Origin of the sequence: Streptomyces toxytricini, from assembly GCF_014649915.1 — a bacterium.
Lineage (GTDB): Bacteria > Actinomycetota > Actinomycetes > Streptomycetales > Streptomycetaceae > Streptomyces > Streptomyces toxytricini.
Genome location: NZ_BMTY01000028.1, coordinates 1 through 15,821 on the forward strand (window position 1 = coordinate 1; position 15,821 = coordinate 15,821).

The window sequence follows — 15,821 nt, forward strand, 5'->3', positions numbered from 1 at the left end:
CGCCGCCGGGGCCCCCGGATCGGCGAGCAGCGCCGCGAACCGCGGATCGTGGACGCACCGCAGCGCCACCTCGACCGGAAGGGGCTGCTGGGCGGTGCCGCGCAGCAGCGCCACGTGCGGATCGCCGCCGGTGGAGTCGAGCAGGGCGGGACGCAGAGCGGGCATGAACCTGCTGTCGTCGGCAACGGTCACCAGGGCCCCGTACTCCTCGGCCCTCCCGTCGGTCCGGGTCGGGGCTCCGGCCGCCTTGCGGAGCTCGCGGAGGTCGACGCGCCGGCCCAGGTCGAGCAGCAGCCCGGGGGCCGCCAGCCGCTCCCGTACGGCGGCGAGCGCCGCGGGCAGCCGGCTCCGGGCGGGGTCGCCGGCGGGCAGCCGGTGGGCGAGCCACGCGGTCATGGCGACGGCGCCCAGCAGGACGCGGGCGGAGAAGGCGTCGGCCGCGGGGCCCTTGGGTACGGCCCGGTCGTGGCCGAGCTCCCACTCGGCGTCGCTGCTGAGCTCGGGCGCGTTCTGCGGGTCGAGGACGGCGGGCAGGGCGCGCACGGCGGGCCACCACGTACGGACCTCGTGGGCCGCTTCGGCGGCGAGCCGGTCGGGGATGCGGGTGCGGCGGCCGACGCGACGGTTCCAGACCTCCGCAGCAGCGGCCGCGTCCGGGCCGTCGGTCCACAGCCGCGCCGGGTCGCGGGGCAGCAGCGCCGCCACCAGGGCACGCCGCACGTCCGCGGGCAGGCAGCGGAGGTCCGCACGGGCGGCTTCGGCGTCGGCGGCCCGCACGTCGAGCAGGGTGCGCTGTTCGGCGGTCAGGAAGCCGCGGTCGTCGCTGTCGACGGCGGGGAGCCCGGCGACCACGAGCCGGGCGAGGGTGTCGGTGGTGCCGGTGAGCCGGGCGAACGCGTCGGCCGCCGCCGGTGTCCAGGGGACCGGCCCGCGCTCGGCGGCGCCGTCGAGGAACCGGCTCAGCCAGCCGGCCTCCCGCTCCGGGTCGCCCAGCGGTTCGACGGCGCGGGCGCTGTAGGCGTGGGGCAGCTCGAAACGGCCCTCGGGGTCGTACTGGAGGCCCTCGATCCGATAGCCGTCCGGTACGGGCGTGCAGGGCCCGGTGGTGGCGAGGAAGGCCCCGCCGCCCAGCGGCAGCAAGCCGCGGTGCTGGGGCTGCGATTCGGTGCCGTCGGGCCGGCGCAGGGCGCGCGCGTCGAGATGGAGGACGGCGCTGCGCCAGCGCCCGGCGGCCGCGGAGTCCAGCCCGAGCCGGTCCCACGCCCGCAGCAGCCCGAGCAGGGCCTCCCGCTCCTCGTCACCGGTGGCCGCGGCGGCGGCCCGGTAGGCGACGGCGCCGGGCTGTCCGAGCAGCGGGAGCCAGGCGACGGTGCACCACGGCAGGGAGGGTACGTCGCCGTGGAGGCGGCCGGGTACGGCCGTGGCGGCGGTGTCGGCGGCCGCCGCGGCGAAGGCGGACAGCGTGGCGGACAGTGCGTGGGCGCCGCGGCCCACCCAGTCGCGGTGCACGATGCCGCTGATGCCCCGCAGAGCGAGCCCGATGATCCGGTCATCGGGCCCGTCCGGCTCCTGCGGCTCCGCCTCATCGCCCCGGCCGGCGCCGAGGCCCCGGTCCAGCAATTTCTGCTGATCAAGGGTGAACGCGAGCAGGTCGACGACACCCCGCACGAGCACCGGGTCGGTGACCTGCGGCAGTGCGTCCCGCACCACGGGCAGCAGGACCTCGGCGATGTCGGCGCGGGCCGACCCGCCGGCGGCTGCGGCGCTGCCGGCGGCGATGAGGGCGGCGGCGGCCGGGGCGTCGACACCCCGCAGCGCGAGCGAGCCGTGCGGGTCGCGGGGGCGCAGGCAGTACCAGTGGTCGGCGGGCGGCATCGGCGGTGCTCCGGCGGGAAGGCCGGCGGGCCGGCTTCCCGTACGCGTGTCGGCGGTGACGGTGCCGTCCGGATCGGTGATGCGGAACTCGCTCCACACCTGCGACAGGGCGCGCGGCCGGCCGTCGCCGGGGAAGACGGCGGCGCCGAACGGCACCTCGGCGCCCTGCGGCACGGTGACGGTGCGTCCGGCGGCATCGCCGCCCCACCAGCCGCCGTCGGGCAGCTCGGCAACCCGCCAGCCGAGCAGTCCGCCGACGGGCGGGGAGAGCACGGATCCCCCGACCACGACGCCGGGCCGCAGCCGACAGTCCTCCTCGCGCAGGACGGCACCCGGGGGCAGGCAGGACGCGGCGCCGGGGAAGGCCGGAAGGGAGCGCGGTCCGAGACGGTCCGCGGCCGGATCGTACTCTGCCCACCCGCCGGGCTTTCCGTCCACGCCGGCTTCGTCCCAGGCCCAGTACGCCCGCCCGTCGCCGATCACCGGCCGCTCCACGGGCAACCTCGTGTCGCCGCGGCGCAGGACGCCCGCCCCGGTGGCGCGGCCGCCACCCGGCAGCGGCAGCCCGGCGTGCTCCGGCCCGAGCCGCCAGGCCGACCGGCCGCCCGTGTCGAGGGTGAAGACGTCCGCGGGAGCGCTGTGCCAGTAGGCCTTCGCCTCCCCCGGCCGGTTCCAGTACCGCCAGCAGACCAGCAGCTCGCCGTCGACGTAGTGCAGACCGAGGGTGCGATGGCCGGCTTCGTAGGGGATGCGCAGGTCGTGGACGAGAACAGTGCCCTCGGCGTCGATCACCCGCACGTGCCGCTGGTTCGCCACCACCAGGTGCGGCCAGGCGCTCGTGACGCTCACCTCACGGCGGTCGCCGTCGGGGGCGAGTACGGCAAGGGCCTCCTCCCAGGCGGGCCACGTCAGCTCCTGGAACAGACCACCCCGCACACTGCGGGCGAGGAGGTCGGCGAGGTCGGTGGCAGCAGCCTCCGCCACCTCCTCCGGGGCAAGGGCGAGAATGCCGGCGGGCAGCCGTGCGAGGCGGCCCACCGCCGCCGGCAGGTGCGGCAGCCCGGTGCGGGCACAGGCACGGGCCAGCCCGCGCACCCAGTCGGCGAGCAGGATGCGGCCGCCGGGGGCCGCGGCCAGTCGGCGCAGAACGGTCCTGGCGGCCTCCGTGTCGGGCAGGGCGTCCGCGGCCCGTGCGAAGGCGGGCCGGAACCGCCCGTCGGCGGCGAGGCCGCCGAGGTCGCGACGCTGCTCCCCGGCGGCCCAGTCCTCCAGGGCGAGGGCGTCGCCTGCACCGGGGGCGGCAACAGGGACTTCGAGCACGAGCAGCAGATCCAGCAGATCCACGTCCGCCCCGCCGATCCGCAGCCCTTCACCGCGTTCGGCGAGTTCGGCGCGCAGCCGCCCGGCGCAGCGCTCGGCCAGGTCCAGCAGCGCGGGCAGGCCGGGGCGCGGGCCCCAGCCGCTGCGCCGGGCGGCGCACAGCCGCTCCAGCCAGCCGGCGGTGCCGTCGGGACTGCGCTCTTCCTCGGCCGCAGCCTCCAGGACGAGGCCGTCCGTGGCGCCGGTCTCCCGGAGGAGGTCCAGCCAGAACCCGACGGTGTCTTCACCATCCGCATCCACGGGCGGGGTGAGCGCGAGCAGGGTGCCCCGCACGGCGGGGTCGCGCCGGGCGAGGTCGGCGAGGGCGCTGCGGTGGGCCCGCCACCAGGCGGCGGTCGCGTGCCGGGTGGCGGGCAGCCGCAGGAGTTCGGCAACGTGCTCGCGCTCGGCCGCGGCGGGGTCGATTCCGGCGGCGCGCGCCAGGCGGCGCAGTGCGGCGGCGGCCTGCGTGGCGGGCGCGGTGCCGCCCGCGGTACGGCGCACGCACAGCCGGCGGAACCGCTCGTAGGCCACGTCCGCGGGCAGCCGCTGCTCCAGGTCCTTGGCGTATCCGGTGAGCGCCCGCACGGGCAGCGCACCGGCGAGGGCGAACTCCAGGAAGACGGCGTCCACCCGGTCCTGGTCGACACCAAGGCCGTGTACGGCCTCGCTCTTCCGCGCCTGCGCGAACAGCTGGCCGGCCATGGCGGGCTGCTCCGCGGCAAGGAAACCGCGCGCGGCCTCCTCCAGCACGAAGGGCAGCAGAAGGGGCACGGAGGCGGCCAGCCGCTCGACGAGCCGCCGACACGCCTTCATGGCGGCCTTGGGCCGGCTCTTGGCCTGCCGCCCCAGGATCTCCAACTCGGGCACGAGGGCCAAAGCCTGGTTCCCGCACTCCGGGTGGTGCACGAGAACCCAGTCGGGGAAGCGCAGAGGGGTCTCCCGACCCACCCCCACGACGGCGGGCACACCGTCGCGCACGAGCCCGAGAAAGGCGGCGGCCCGATCCTCGCAGTCCCCCCGCCCGAGGGGCGCCAACCGCACCACGACCCGCCCGTCGGGCAGCCCGCCATGCCGGTACCGCCGCGCGGCGACCTCCACCGCCCCGACCTGCCCGACTTCCCCGAACTGTCCGACGGGCACGACGCCCCCGGCATCAAGCACCCGAGCCGCCCGCGCATCAGCGTCCCCGGACCCGCCCAGGGCGGCTCCGGGACCGCACACGGGCGTGGCGTCGTCGGTACTCGTGGCCGTCATGGTGTTCATCGCGCGTCCTCGCCCTGTTCCGTGTGCCACCGCCCTCCCCGGCGTGCCGGCGAATGCCGTCCGGCCTGCGGTGTCAGCGGGACCCTAACGGCCGCCACCGACAGCGACACCGCCGGCCCCGAGGAGCGTCAGCCGCCGATCCCCCGGGCGCTCCGACGCGTCCCTGCCTCCCGACGACGTCCTGAACGGCGTTTCCCGCAACCACGGCCACCCCGACCGCCGAGACGGCCCCGTAGCCAGGCTCAAGGCGACAAGTCGCCGGCCCCGGCGCCGATCAGGGACTGCTGATGCCGGTGGTGCGGGACGCGGCGGCCGGGGCGGGAGAGCAGCGGCTCTGATCCGCCCGGCAGGCCATGGTCCCTCCAGGCCATTCCCCCGGGGGCTTCCCGGCAGCTTGTTGGCGTTCCGGGGCGGGTCGTCCTGTCAAGGGTGGCCGAAGGCCATCGCGCAGCGACGCGACGACGAAGGAGGAGCGCCCTTTACAGGGCGGCCCGCCCCGGAAGGACAATGGGCTGCCGGGACACCCCCCGCACCCACCGACCCCGACCGGCCGGCTCCTGCCGAACCGACACCCCCGCTCCGCCTCACCCCCGGGGCGCCACACGAGCCGTATACCCCCCGGGCAGCACGTATGCCGGCCAGGCCCGGGCGTACTCCGGCGCCCGGGCGGCGCCCGCGGCCGTGATCACGGCGACCGGCATCCGCCGCCCGAGGGACGCCAGCCCGTCGGCGGTGGTGCTGCCGTCGTGGCCGCCGACCTGGCGGGACGCGCAGCCCGTGTAGTAGGCGAGCGGGATGGCCTCGTCCCCGCTCAGCACGCAGGGGCGACGCACGTCCAGCCGGTGCAGGGCGGCGGCCGCGGCCGCGAGTTCGCGGTGCCGGTCGCGGCTGCGTTCGCTGACGCGGAGGAGCACTGCGGCCTGTACGGCGGCGTGCAGCACGATCACGCCGGCCAGCACCCCGTACGCCGCCCTGCGCCGGCCGGCGGTGCGCGCCCGGTCCCGTACGACTCCGAAAGCGGCCGCCACGCACTCGGCGACCGGCACGGCCAGCAGGGCGTAGGCGGGCAGCAGGAAGCGCGGGGCGGCGTAGTCGACGGTGAACAGGTAGGGCAGTGCCAGACAGACCCCGGCGGCGGCGACGACGGCGGCCGTCCGGCCGCGGCCGGCCCGGCGGGCCGCGACCGTGCCCGCAACGACGAGCAGCGGAAGGACGAGCCACCAGGCGGCCGTCCAGGGATGGTTCCAGGCCGTGTCGCAGGGCCGGCACAGGGTCACTCCGACGAGGCTGCGCGCGTGGTCGTCGACGGCGAAGTGCGCGCCGATGCCGCCCTGGATCTCGCTCGCGCGGGCGAGGCGGGCGGCGAGTCCGCCGTACGAGGTGTACGCCTCCACCACCCACGGCACGGCTCCCGCCAGCACACCGAAGGACGGCGCCGCCCACAGCAGGGGCCGCCGCAGGCCGGCCGTCAGCAGGGCCGCGCCGGTGAGCGGGAGCGCCAGCCACACCCCGTCCACGGGCCGCATGACCGTCACGAAGGCGACGGCCCCGCCCGCGCAGACCGCGGCGGCCCGACCGCCCCCGCCGGGACGCTCCGCCCGGAGCAGCCAGCCGGCCGCGGCGAGGGCGCCCAGCGCGCACCACAGGTTGGGCATGGCGCGCGGGCCGTAGTAGGTGGTGACCCACAGTCCGGCGAAGAGCAGCCCGGCGCAGCCGAGCACGGGCGGCGGCAGGAGGCGCCGCCACACGCGCAGGGCGAGGAACAGTGCACCGGAGGAGAGCAGCGCGAGCCAGACGCGCAGCGCGGTGGTCGAGGTGGTGAGCGCGGCGACGGGCGCGGCGAGGTACGAGATGCCCCGCGCCCGGGGCGCCGAGAAGAACGCGGCGGGAGTTCCGGGCTGCACTTGGCTCACGTAGACGATCTCGTCCCAGCCGAGCGAGGAGCCCGGTACGACGACGGCGAGTTGCACGAGCGCGAACGCGACGACAGGCCCCGCCGTCCAGGGCAGGGCGGACGCCCCCCGGACGGGCGGGGCGGCCGGCGGGGCCAGGGGGACTGCGGCCATGTCCGATCCTTCCTGTGGCGAGGCCCGGCGCCGACGGGCACCAACGACGAAGGCGACGCCCGGCGAAGCCGGAGCCGGAGCCGGCGCCGAAGCCGAAGCGGAAGCCGGAGCCGGAGCCGGAGCAGAAGCCGAAGATCAGCCGGTGACGGACACCCGGCCGGCCCCGAATCAGCGGGCAAACGACGACCCTCCGCTCAGTCGACCCGCTCCAGCGCCATCCGCAGCACCGTGCACCGGTGTTCGCGCATGAAACGCAGCGTCGCCCGCTGCTCCCGGATGAGGTCGTCCACGGCCTGGCGGCCGATCAGCCGCGCGCCCTGGTCGCGGTGGGCGATGCAGCGTTCCATCCAGCACTGGAGGGTGCGGGCCCCGTCATCGGGGTCGTCACGCAGTTCGGCGACGGTGAACAGGCCGCGGGCGGCCTCGACGAGCTCGGAGCGGGTCGGCACGAAGCATTCGGGGAAGACCCGGCGGGAGGAGTGCAGGCCCTCCCGGAGATTGCGTACGGCGTCCCGGACGTCCCGCGGACGGAAGCCGAGCCGAAGCCCCTGGGGTCCGCCGTCCGGGTCGAGCATGCGGGCCGGGAGCAGCATGGAGGCCAGCCAGCCGCGCGCGTTCCACGCGTTCGACTGGACGGCGAGCCGTCCGCCGGGGCGCAGCCAGCCGTGGCAGCGTTCGAAGAACAGGCGGTAGCGGGCGACGCGCTGGGAGCGGCGGATCGTGCTGCCGGCGAAGTGCTCCATCGCCTCGATCGCGAACACGGCGTCGTACAGGGCGTCGGGCAGGTGGTCGATCCAGTTTTCCAGGCGCACCTCGCAGCCGGGCCATTCCCTGCTGCGGACGTACTCGACCTGGGAGGCGCTGACGTTGAGGCCCACGACGTGGCGGACGTCGTGCACCTCGGTCAGGCGGTGCATCATGCTGCCCCAGCCGCAGCCGACGTCGAGGACGCGGGAGGCGCCCTCGGCTCGGGCGGCGCGGGCGTGCAGGTCGAGTTTGCGGACCTGTGCCGTTTCCAGGGTGTCGCCGTCCTCCCATCGGGCGAGGGAGTAGACGAGGTCGGGGCCGAGGGCGAGCCGGTAGAAGTCCCCGAGGAAGTCGTAGTGGTGCCGGATCGCCTCGTCTGAGCTGCCCTTGTAGCCGATTGCAGAGTGCTTCGCTCGGTTCAACGCTCACCGTCCGGGGAGGAGTGCGGGGGTCCGCATTCCTTCCGGGGCCCGGCTCCGAATAAACGGGGGGTCGCCCACCCGAGGGCGTCCGCGGCGGCGTACGGGCGCGGCGGGGCCGGGCCGCGGGCCGGGTCGGCGGACGGGGAGGGTCCCGGCGGTCGGGCGACCCGGCGGCCCGCCCGATGTCAGGCGGCCGCCGCGTCCTGCAGGATCCGGTGCCCGTCGCGCAGCAGTCCGGGCACGAACTTGTGGTGCAGCGGCGTCAGCCGGGTCCACACGCGGGCGCCGGACGGCTTTCGGTAGCGGATGAACGTGGAGAGCGACGCCTGCCCCTCCTCCACGCGGAGCACGAGCTGGCTCGTGATCATGCGGGAGTGCGCTTCCAGGCGGATCCAGTCGTCGCCGCGGCCGTCGATCTCCCATCCGGCGACGCAACCGGGGGTCGGCCGGCCCTGCAGGCGCAGGCCGAGTATCCGGCGCCACACGAACTGGCCCTGCCAGCCGGCGGCGTCCTCGAGCACGGCGCACGCCCACTGCTCCGGCGACCGGGCGGCGACGCCGGCGGTGGTGAGGGTGAAGAGGTCGGCGTAGTCGGGTTCGGCGAGTGTGCTGAGGCGGCGTACCGCGTCGGGCAGGACGAGGTGCTGCCGCACCGCCGGTACGGCGCCGCCGGCTTCGCTTCCTGCTTCCGAATCGACCGTCATGGCCTTCTCCCTTCGGGCGGTTTTCCATTCCGGAATCCCGATCGGCAACGTAACATACGTACATGACTGTATGTAAGACGGAGGGGTCGACCCCATGAGCCCGGAGGCCGACGGCGGGGCCGACCACGGGGCCGAGACCCGCCGCCCGACCCAGCGGGCCGCCGGCCGCCGCACCCAGGCCGACCGGCGTGCCCGGACTCGCAGCGCCCTGCTGGAGGCCGCCGCGCGCGGCCTGTCCCGGCACGGGTACGCGAACCTGGTGCTGGAGCGGGTGGCCGCGGAGGCCGGATACACGCGGGGCGCGCTGTACCACCAGTTCGCGGGCAAGGAGGAGCTCGCGCTGGCGGTGGTGCGGTGGGTGGACGAGACGTGGGCGGCGGAGGTCGGCGACCCGGCGGCCGCCGAGGCCGATCCGGTGGCCGGGCTGATGCTGATGGCGCGCGGCCACGCCGTCTACTGCCGGCGCGACGTGGCGGGGGTCATCAGGGTGCTGGCGATCGAGTTCGCCGGCCGGGACCACTCGGTGGCGCGTGAGCTGGGCCGGATCCTCGGCAAGCTCACGGGCGACGTGGAGCGGCGCATCGCGGAGGGGCGGCGCAGCGGCGCGATCCCGCCGGGCCCGCCGGCGGCGGACACCGCGCGGGCCTGCCTCGGCGCGATGGAAGGGCTCGTGAGCCACGACCTGATCGGCCCGCCGCACGACGTCGAGCTGGCGGAGCGCGCCGTACGCGGCGTCCTGGGCCTGCCGCCCGCCGCACCTTGCACCCCGGTCACGGCTCGATGAGGCCGGCCCGGATGGCGTAGCGGGTGAGTTCGAGGCGGTCGCGCAGGCCGAGCTTCTGCAGGAGGTTCGCGCGGTGCCGTTCGACGGTCTTGGGGCTGATGACGAGGATGTCGCCGATCTCCTTCGACGTGTGCCCCTCCGCGACCAGCTTGAGGATTTCCTCCTCCCGCTCCGTGATGGGCCGGTCGGGCGGCGTCCTGCCCTCGCGGAACCGGTCGAGCCAGGTGCGGATCAGCGCGGTCTCGGCACCGGGGTAGATGAACGGCTCGTCCCGCAGGGCGGCCCGGCAGGCCTGTACGAGGTCCCGGTCGGCGACGGACTTCAGGACGTACCCGCAGGCGCCGGCGCGCAGCGCTTCGAAGAAGTACTGCTCGCTGTCGTACATGGTCAGCATCAGGATGCGCAGTCCGGGGCGGAGCCGGGCGAGCTCCCGGGCCGCCTGGAGGCCGGTGCGGCGGGGCATCGCGATGTCGAGGACGGCGAGGTCGAGCTCCGGATCGCGCCGGGCGAGGGCTACGGCCTCGGCCCCGTCGCCGGCCTCGGCGACGACCTGCAGGTCGGGTTCGGCGTCGAGGATGAGCCGAACGCCGCTGCGGACGAGGGCGTGGTCGTCGGCGAGCAGGATCCGCGCGGCCTCGGCCGCGCCCGGCCCGCCCATCAGGCGGCACCCCCGGTACGGACGCCGGAACCCGGCACCGCGACCACGGCCGCGAGCCCCGAGGCGATCGCCCACGCCATCCGACGTCGGTACGGCACCATGTCCACGCCTTCCGGACGGCCTGACCTGCCACCCAGCCGCAGCCTACTCCCCCGCCGGGACACCCGCGCCGCGGCGCCCGGCCCCGTCCGTGATGACACCCGTGTTGCGGCCCCCGGGAAGATGGGACGATGGGCTCGCGCCGGCGTCCAGCACGGAACGAACACGAGGGGATGGGCCGTGCCTGCTCAGCGGACGAGTACGACACCACTGCCCGGGATCGGAGTCCAGCACGACCTGACGACCGAGGAGCAGCAGCACGTGTCGGTGGTGGCCCACCGCAACGGCACCCGCACGCTGAGCGTGTACCGGGGCGACGACCCGGACGACTGTGCCGCCTCGCTGCACCTGACGGCAGCCGAGGCCGCTGCCCTCGCCGACGCGCTGATGCCGTGTCACCACAGCCCCAACCTGCTGCACACCAACGACCTGGGCCTCGTCGCGGAACGCATCGAGCTGGCGGGCCGCTCGTACTGGAACGGCCGCCTGCTCGGCGAGACCCGTATGCGGACGGAGACGGGCGTCTCGGTGGTGGCCGTCCTCCGCCGCGCGGAAGCCCGCCCGTCCCCGCCCCCGGCGTTCCGCCTGGCCGGCGGCGACACCCTGATAGTGATCGGCACCCGGGAGGGCGTCGAGGCCGCGGCAGAGCTCCTGGGCCGCAGGTAGAAGCGCAGGCAGGCGGCTGCGCCAACCCCGCATCGGACAAGCGGGGTTCGCCTCGCCGGCGGGCCCTCGTCCCTCTACTGCACACCGTCCAGATCGTCCGCGTAGTACTCGATCGCCCGCCGGTAGGCCTGCACCCGTCGGTCGCTGCTCGTGGCCGTCAGCGTCTTCAGCAGCAGTCGCACTGCTTCCCGGCTTTCGCCCTGGTTGTACAGCGCCATGGCCAGGAAGGCCTGCAGTGCCGGGTCGTCGGGGAACTCGGCAAGCCCGCGCCGCAGCGTCTGTGCTGCCACCCCGTAGGAGCCCAGAACCCGGTGGGTGCTCCCAAGCCCGAGAAGAGCCCCGCGACGGTCCTCGGGAGACAAGCCCTCGCCGGCCAGGGCCTGCTCGTAGAACGGGACGGCTTCGCGTTCCAGACCGAGAACGTCGTGTGCCCAGGCGGTCTGGTAGGCGATCTCGGCATCCTCCGGATACCGGTCGACCAGCTCCAACAGTCGTTCCCGGGCCTGCTCGGCTTGCCCCTGTTCCCGCAGTCGTACCGCTCGCGCCAGCGCCGCGTCCCTCTCGCGATCGTTGCCCATGCCGCCCACGGTGTCACACCGGACCCAGCCGCACCCACCCCCTCGGTCGCCGGTCCCGGCCTGCGGTCGAATCCTCCACATCCGCGTCCGTCGACCATGGCGGCTCGGCCCCGATTGATGGCGGGTGAGGCTCCGTCCGGGCGGGGTAGCTGATCCGGGGCCTTGCGACGACCGGCCCGGGGCGTGGTGATGTGCGGTGCCTGGCCGGGATATTCACTGGTCGCCGCTTGCTGGTGGTGGTCATACTGCCGCGATGGATCCAGTGACTCTCGAGACCGACCGTCTGGTGCTGCGGGCCTTCACGCCTGCCGACGTGGATGCGGTGTACGGGGCTTGCCAGGACGAGGACATCCAGTTCTACACCCCGGTGCCGGTGCCGTACCGGCGTGCGGACGCCGAGAAGCTCGTCGGTGAGGAGCTGCCCGCCCAGTGGGCCGAGGACAGGGACTACACCCTCGGCGCGTTCCGCAAGGACACTGGCGCCCTGGTCGGCTCGTACTGCCTGACCCTCGTCAGCCGCGGCGTCTGGGAGCTCGGTTTCTGGGCGGTCAAGGAGCAGCGCGGACGCGGGTACTCGGTGGAGGCAGCCCGGACCCTGTGCGACTGGGGCTGGGCCACGCTCGACGTGCACCGCATCGAGTGGTGGGCCATGGTCGGGAACACCGGCTCGCGTGCCGTCGCCGAGAGGCTCGGCTTCACAGTCGAAGGGACTCTGCGCAATCGGAGCATCGCCAACGATGGAAAGCCGCACGACTGGTGGGTGGGCGGACTGCTGAGGCCCTGAGGCTCGGGCCGGTACCTCGGCCCCGCAGAAGAGCCACGCGTCCGATCCGTGGCTCGCCCGGTGCGAGTCGCAGCTTCGTGAGCGGCGTCGTGCTGAGCAACTGCGGGAGGCCGGTGCCGGCCCAAAGCACGACCTGGCCCTCCTCACCAGCGGCAGACAGCCCCATGCCCGGGGAACACGGCCCACCGGACAGGCCTAGATCGGTCCCTGGAGGTAGACCCTGGTGTGGGACACCCGTGCGGCCCTTGCGGTGAAGGCCATCGAGCGGGTGCTGCTGTGGATCGCGACCCGGATGAGGTCGCCGTGCGTGATCCGGACCGAGCGTTCCGCCTCTGCCAGGATGCCGTGCACCCGGAGGTCGGCCACGCCGCTGAACTCCAGCCAGAAGCACAGGGTGTTGTACGCCTTCGCCGTCCATTCCGGCTTCGGGTGTTGTGGGAGTTGCTGCGTTTCGAAGCCGAGCGTCACCGACGTGTCGCGTTCGTCGACGTGCACGTGGAAGCTGTGGCAGGTGTTCAGGTCCGGCACGGGATGTGTGCCGTACAGGGCTTGCAGCTCGGGCCAGGTGAGCGGTTCGGACATGTCACACCCGTCCGTGGAAGGTGGTGTTGTGGGGCGGCGGGATCGTCGGGTGGAGCTTGTGCTCCAAGGGGCGGGAGAAGTGGTGGCGGCCGCTGTCGCCGCCGTCCGCGTCCCGCGTGAACACGCTGAACCCGCCGACTGTGAGTGAGGCGTTCGACGTGTAGGAAGCGATGGCGCCGGGGGCCGTCACTTCCACCGCCAGCCGGTGCTCCGGCAGTGCTGTGAGGGCGATGTCCGCCGTCAGGGGTGGCCGCCAGCCCTCCAGTACGAAGTCGCGGACCATGAAGAACTGCAGCCGGCACTGCATGGTGTCGCCCGGGCCGGCCTCCCGGCGTTCGGGGAGGGCGGACAGGTCGAACCGCAGGGTGACGGTCGCGCCCCAGCCGTCCAGGTGCACCGCACGCAAGCGGACACCGGTCAGGTCCGGCAGCTCGCCGTAGCGTGCCCGGAGGTCCTCGTTCACGACGAGATCAGTCCACCTCATGGACGTAGTCTGCCTGCCGCCGGTGTTGTGCACGTCCGCCGGGGTGCGATGTCGGCGGGGGGTGCGATGCTGCGCCGGTCCGATGTCGCGCGTCGTGTGGGTGAGGAAGTCGATGTCCGAGAAGCAGAGTGCGGCGGCCGCTGGGGCCGCGCCCGTGTTTGCCGTTGCCTGGTGCGGGACCGATCTGGGGGCGTACCGGGCGTGCGAGGGGACCTACGAGTGCTACCCGTACGAGAGCCTGCCCCCGCTGGATCCCGCCCTGTACACCGGGGAGTTCGAGTGGCTCGGCGGGGTCGGGGTGGACGAGCCCGGGCGCGCCGCTCGGGTCGCGGGGATCGGGGAGCTGCTGGCCGCGGAGGGCCTGGCCCTGCCGCGGGACTTCGCCGCGTTCCACTCCGGCACGCGGCTGCACCGGGCGCTCGACGAGGTGTCCGTGACGGCCTGCCGGACGGATCTGTCCGCACCGCTGCCCAGTCCCGTCGAGCCCGGTGCGTTCCTCGTGCGGTTCCTGCGCGACCAGCAGGACTGCGTCATCTGGTACCTGTACCTGCGCCCGGGCGGGGAGGCGTTCGTCGTGTGCTCGCACCTGGAGTACGAGTACGTGTACGACGCGCACCGGGCCGGGCGGCCCACTGGCACGGACCTCGCGGACCCGGAGGAGCAGCGGGCGGCCCTCGTCCGGTGCGCGGAGTCCTTCGAGGCGTTCGCCCACCGGTTCTGGATCGAGAACGTCCTCTGGGACGTCGCCAACGGGGGCCGAAGCGGCGACGCGGCCGCCCCGGCGTTGCAGGAGTACGCGAGGCATTACGAGGCGGCCGCTTCCGGCGCCGGCGGCGGCGTGTGAGCGGCCGCGCCGGTGGCGCCGCCCGCGTCAGCGGTCGGTGTGTTCCTCGCGGTCGAGTTCCTCGTCGAGGGCGAGGGCGGCCGTGATGAGGGCCAGGTGTGTGAACGCCTGCGGGAAGTTGCCGAGTTGTTCGCCCGTCGGGCCGATCTCCTCCGCGAAGAGGCCGACGTGGTTGGCGTACGTCAGCATCTTGTCGAAGGCGTAGCGCGCCATGTCGAGCCGGCCCGCCCGTGCCAGGGCGCTCACCCAGAGGAAGGTGCACAGCGAGAAGGTGCCCTCGGCGCCGCGCAGCCCGTCGGGTGCCTCGCGCGGGTCGTAGCGGTGGACCAGGCTGTCGGAGACCAGGTCGGCCTCGATGGCGTCCAGTGTCGACAGCCAGCGGCGCTCCTTCGGGGAGACGAAGCCGACGGTCGGCATGAGCAGCAGCGAGGCGTCGAGCACGTCGCCGTCGAAGTGCTGGACGAACGCCCCGCGGCGCGGGCTGTAGCCGCGGTCGATGATCTGCTGGAAGACGGCGTCCCGGGCGGCGGTCCAGGCGGCGGTGTCCGCGGGCCGGGCCAGTTCCGTGGCGAGCCGGATGCCGCGGTCGAAGGCCGTCCAGCACATCAGCCGGCTGTAGGTGAAGTCGCGGCGGCCGCCGCGGGTCTCCCAGATGCCTTCGTCGGGCCGGTCCCAGTGGCCGGTCAGCCAGTCCAGGAGCTCCCGCAGGTGCACCCAGCCGTCGTACCCGGCGAGCTGGGTGAGGTCGCGGGCCTGGCTGAGGGCGAAGACGGCCTCGCCGTAGATGTCGAGCTGGAGCTGCTCGGCCGCGCCGTTGCCGATGCGTACCGGGGCGGAGCCGCGGTAGCCCTCCAGGTGGTCGAGGACCTCCTCGTCGAGGCGGGGGTCGCCGTCGACCCGGTACATGATCTGCAGCGGTTCGCCGGTGACGGTCCGGCCGGACTGTACGCGTGCGCCGAGCCAGCGGCGGAAGGCGTCGGCCTCCTCGTCGAGCCCGAGGTCGACCAGGGCCTTGACGGACAAGGAGGCGTCGCGGACCCACGTGTAGCGGTAGTCCCAGTTGCGTTCGCCGCCGATCTGCTCGGGCAGGCCGGCCGTCACCGCGGCGACGGGCGCGCCGGTCGGGGCGTACGTCATGAGCTTGAGGGTGATCGCCGACCGGTTGACCATCTGCTGCCAGCGGCCCCGGTAGCGGCTGCGGCGCAGCCAGCGGTGCCAGTAGCCGTACGTGGAGCGGAACGCGCGGCGGATGTCGGCCTCGGTCGGCGGGTCGGGCGGCTCGGCCGCCGGGTCGTGGCAGACGGTCAGGACGGCCGCGGCCATGTCGTCCTGCCCCAGCTCCGCCCCGCCCCGTACGCCCGCCGGCCCGTCCCCGGCGAGGCGTACGGGTCCGGCGGTCTGCAGGAAGACTGCCTCCTGCGGGCCGGTGAAGCGGACCGTGCCGGGGACGGGGAAGTCCGTCGTGTGCGCGGCGCGCCCGTAGTCGAAGGCCGGCCGGCAGTCGATCCGGAAGCGGACCCTTCCACGGGTGACGCGCAGGATGCGGATGATGCGGTGCCGGTCGGGCGGCGCCTCGGCCTCGCCGAGGGGCATGAAGTCGACGACCTCGCCGACGCCCTCCTCCGTCATGAAACGGGTGACCAGCACGGCGGTGTCCGCGAGGTAGAGCTGGCGGACGACGGCGCCGGGCGCGTCGGCGGTGACGGCGAAGTGGCCGCCGCGGTCGTGGTCCAGGAGGGAGGCGAACAGGCTGGGCGAGTCGAATCGCGGGGCGCAGTACCAGTCGAGCACGCCTTCGGAGGAGACCAGCGCGGCCGTCCGGAGGTCCCCGATGAGCCCGTGGTCGCCGATCGGCGGATATCGACGCATGCGAGTCCCTTCGCGGCTGCCGGCGGCCCGCCCC

At 74.5% G+C, this 15,821-nt stretch carries 13 protein-coding genes; 4 read left to right on the top strand and 9 right to left on the bottom strand.

Annotated elements, in window-relative coordinates; all coding sequences use genetic code 11:
- The 4 genes from IE170_RS28725 to IE170_RS28740 form a co-directional block, all read right to left on the bottom strand.
- The coding region (locus tag IE170_RS28725) for a DNA-binding protein (RefSeq protein ID WP_189812393.1) at positions 1-4,500 on the bottom strand (4,500 nt) is incomplete at its 3' end.
- Positions 4,501-5,084: 584 nt separating this feature from the next.
- Complete coding sequence (locus tag IE170_RS28730) at positions 5,085-6,566, bottom strand: hypothetical protein (RefSeq protein ID WP_189812394.1); 1,482 nt, start codon at positions 6,564-6,566, stop codon at positions 5,085-5,087.
- A 194-nt stretch (positions 6,567-6,760) separates the two neighbouring features.
- A complete protein-coding gene (locus IE170_RS28735) occupies positions 6,761-7,735 on the bottom strand; it encodes an SAM-dependent methyltransferase (protein ID WP_189812395.1) in 975 nt (324 codons plus the stop codon).
- A gap of 185 nt (positions 7,736-7,920) precedes the next feature.
- The gene (locus tag IE170_RS28740; protein WP_223855760.1) at positions 7,921-8,439 is read right to left on the bottom strand and encodes a hypothetical protein; all 519 of its coding nucleotides are present in this window, start codon (positions 8,437-8,439) and stop codon (positions 7,921-7,923) included.
- 94 nt (positions 8,440-8,533) lie between these two features.
- Here IE170_RS28740 and IE170_RS28745 point away from each other — a divergent pair, with 94 nt between their 5' ends.
- Entirely contained in the window at positions 8,534-9,223 is a 690-nt protein-coding gene (locus tag IE170_RS28745) for a TetR/AcrR family transcriptional regulator (RefSeq protein WP_189812396.1), read from the top strand.
- Here IE170_RS28745 and IE170_RS28750 read toward each other — a convergent pair.
- Entirely contained in the window at positions 9,210-9,881 is a 672-nt protein-coding gene (locus tag IE170_RS28750) for a response regulator (protein WP_189812397.1), read from the bottom strand. The genes IE170_RS28745 and IE170_RS28750 overlap by 14 nt on opposite strands.
- Positions 9,882-10,160: 279 nt before the next feature.
- On the opposite strand from IE170_RS28750, the gene IE170_RS28755 reads away from it, so the two are divergent.
- A complete protein-coding gene (locus tag IE170_RS28755; RefSeq protein WP_189812398.1) occupies positions 10,161-10,646 on the top strand; it encodes a cation:proton antiporter regulatory subunit in 486 nt (161 codons plus the stop codon).
- A gap of 74 nt (positions 10,647-10,720) precedes the next feature.
- Here IE170_RS28755 and IE170_RS28760 read toward each other — a convergent pair whose 3' ends face one another.
- Positions 10,721-11,224, bottom strand: a complete 504-nt coding sequence (locus IE170_RS28760; protein ID WP_189812399.1) for a tetratricopeptide repeat protein — start codon at positions 11,222-11,224, stop codon at positions 10,721-10,723.
- Positions 11,225-11,477: 253 nt separating this feature from the next.
- Between IE170_RS28760 and IE170_RS28765 the strand changes: the two genes are divergently transcribed.
- Positions 11,478-12,008, top strand: a complete 531-nt coding sequence (locus IE170_RS28765; protein WP_189812400.1) for a GNAT family N-acetyltransferase — start codon at positions 11,478-11,480, stop codon at positions 12,006-12,008.
- A 195-nt stretch (positions 12,009-12,203) separates the two neighbouring features.
- On the opposite strand, the gene IE170_RS28770 is transcribed toward IE170_RS28765, so the two are convergent.
- Both IE170_RS28770 and IE170_RS28775 read right to left on the bottom strand, forming a co-directional pair.
- Positions 12,204-12,590 (bottom strand): Imm50 family immunity protein, encoded by a 387-nt coding sequence (locus IE170_RS28770; protein WP_189812401.1) that lies wholly within the window; start codon positions 12,588-12,590, stop codon positions 12,204-12,206.
- A 1-nt stretch (position 12,591) separates the two neighbouring features.
- A complete protein-coding gene (locus IE170_RS28775; protein ID WP_189812402.1) occupies positions 12,592-13,074 on the bottom strand; it encodes an Imm50 family immunity protein in 483 nt (160 codons plus the stop codon).
- Between the two features lie 112 nt (positions 13,075-13,186).
- Here IE170_RS28775 and IE170_RS28780 point away from each other — a divergent pair, with 112 nt between their 5' ends.
- The gene (locus IE170_RS28780; RefSeq protein WP_189812403.1) at positions 13,187-13,918 is read left to right on the top strand and encodes a hypothetical protein; all 732 of its coding nucleotides are present in this window, start codon (positions 13,187-13,189) and stop codon (positions 13,916-13,918) included.
- 27 nt (positions 13,919-13,945) lie between these two features.
- Here the strand turns inward: IE170_RS28780 and IE170_RS28785 are convergent, their stop codons facing one another.
- Positions 13,946-15,787 carry a glycoside hydrolase family 15 protein gene (locus IE170_RS28785; protein ID WP_189812404.1) on the bottom strand — a complete coding sequence of 614 codons (1,842 nt, stop codon included), beginning with the start codon at positions 15,785-15,787 and terminating at the stop codon, positions 13,946-13,948.
- Between the last annotated feature and the right edge of the window lie 34 nt (positions 15,788-15,821).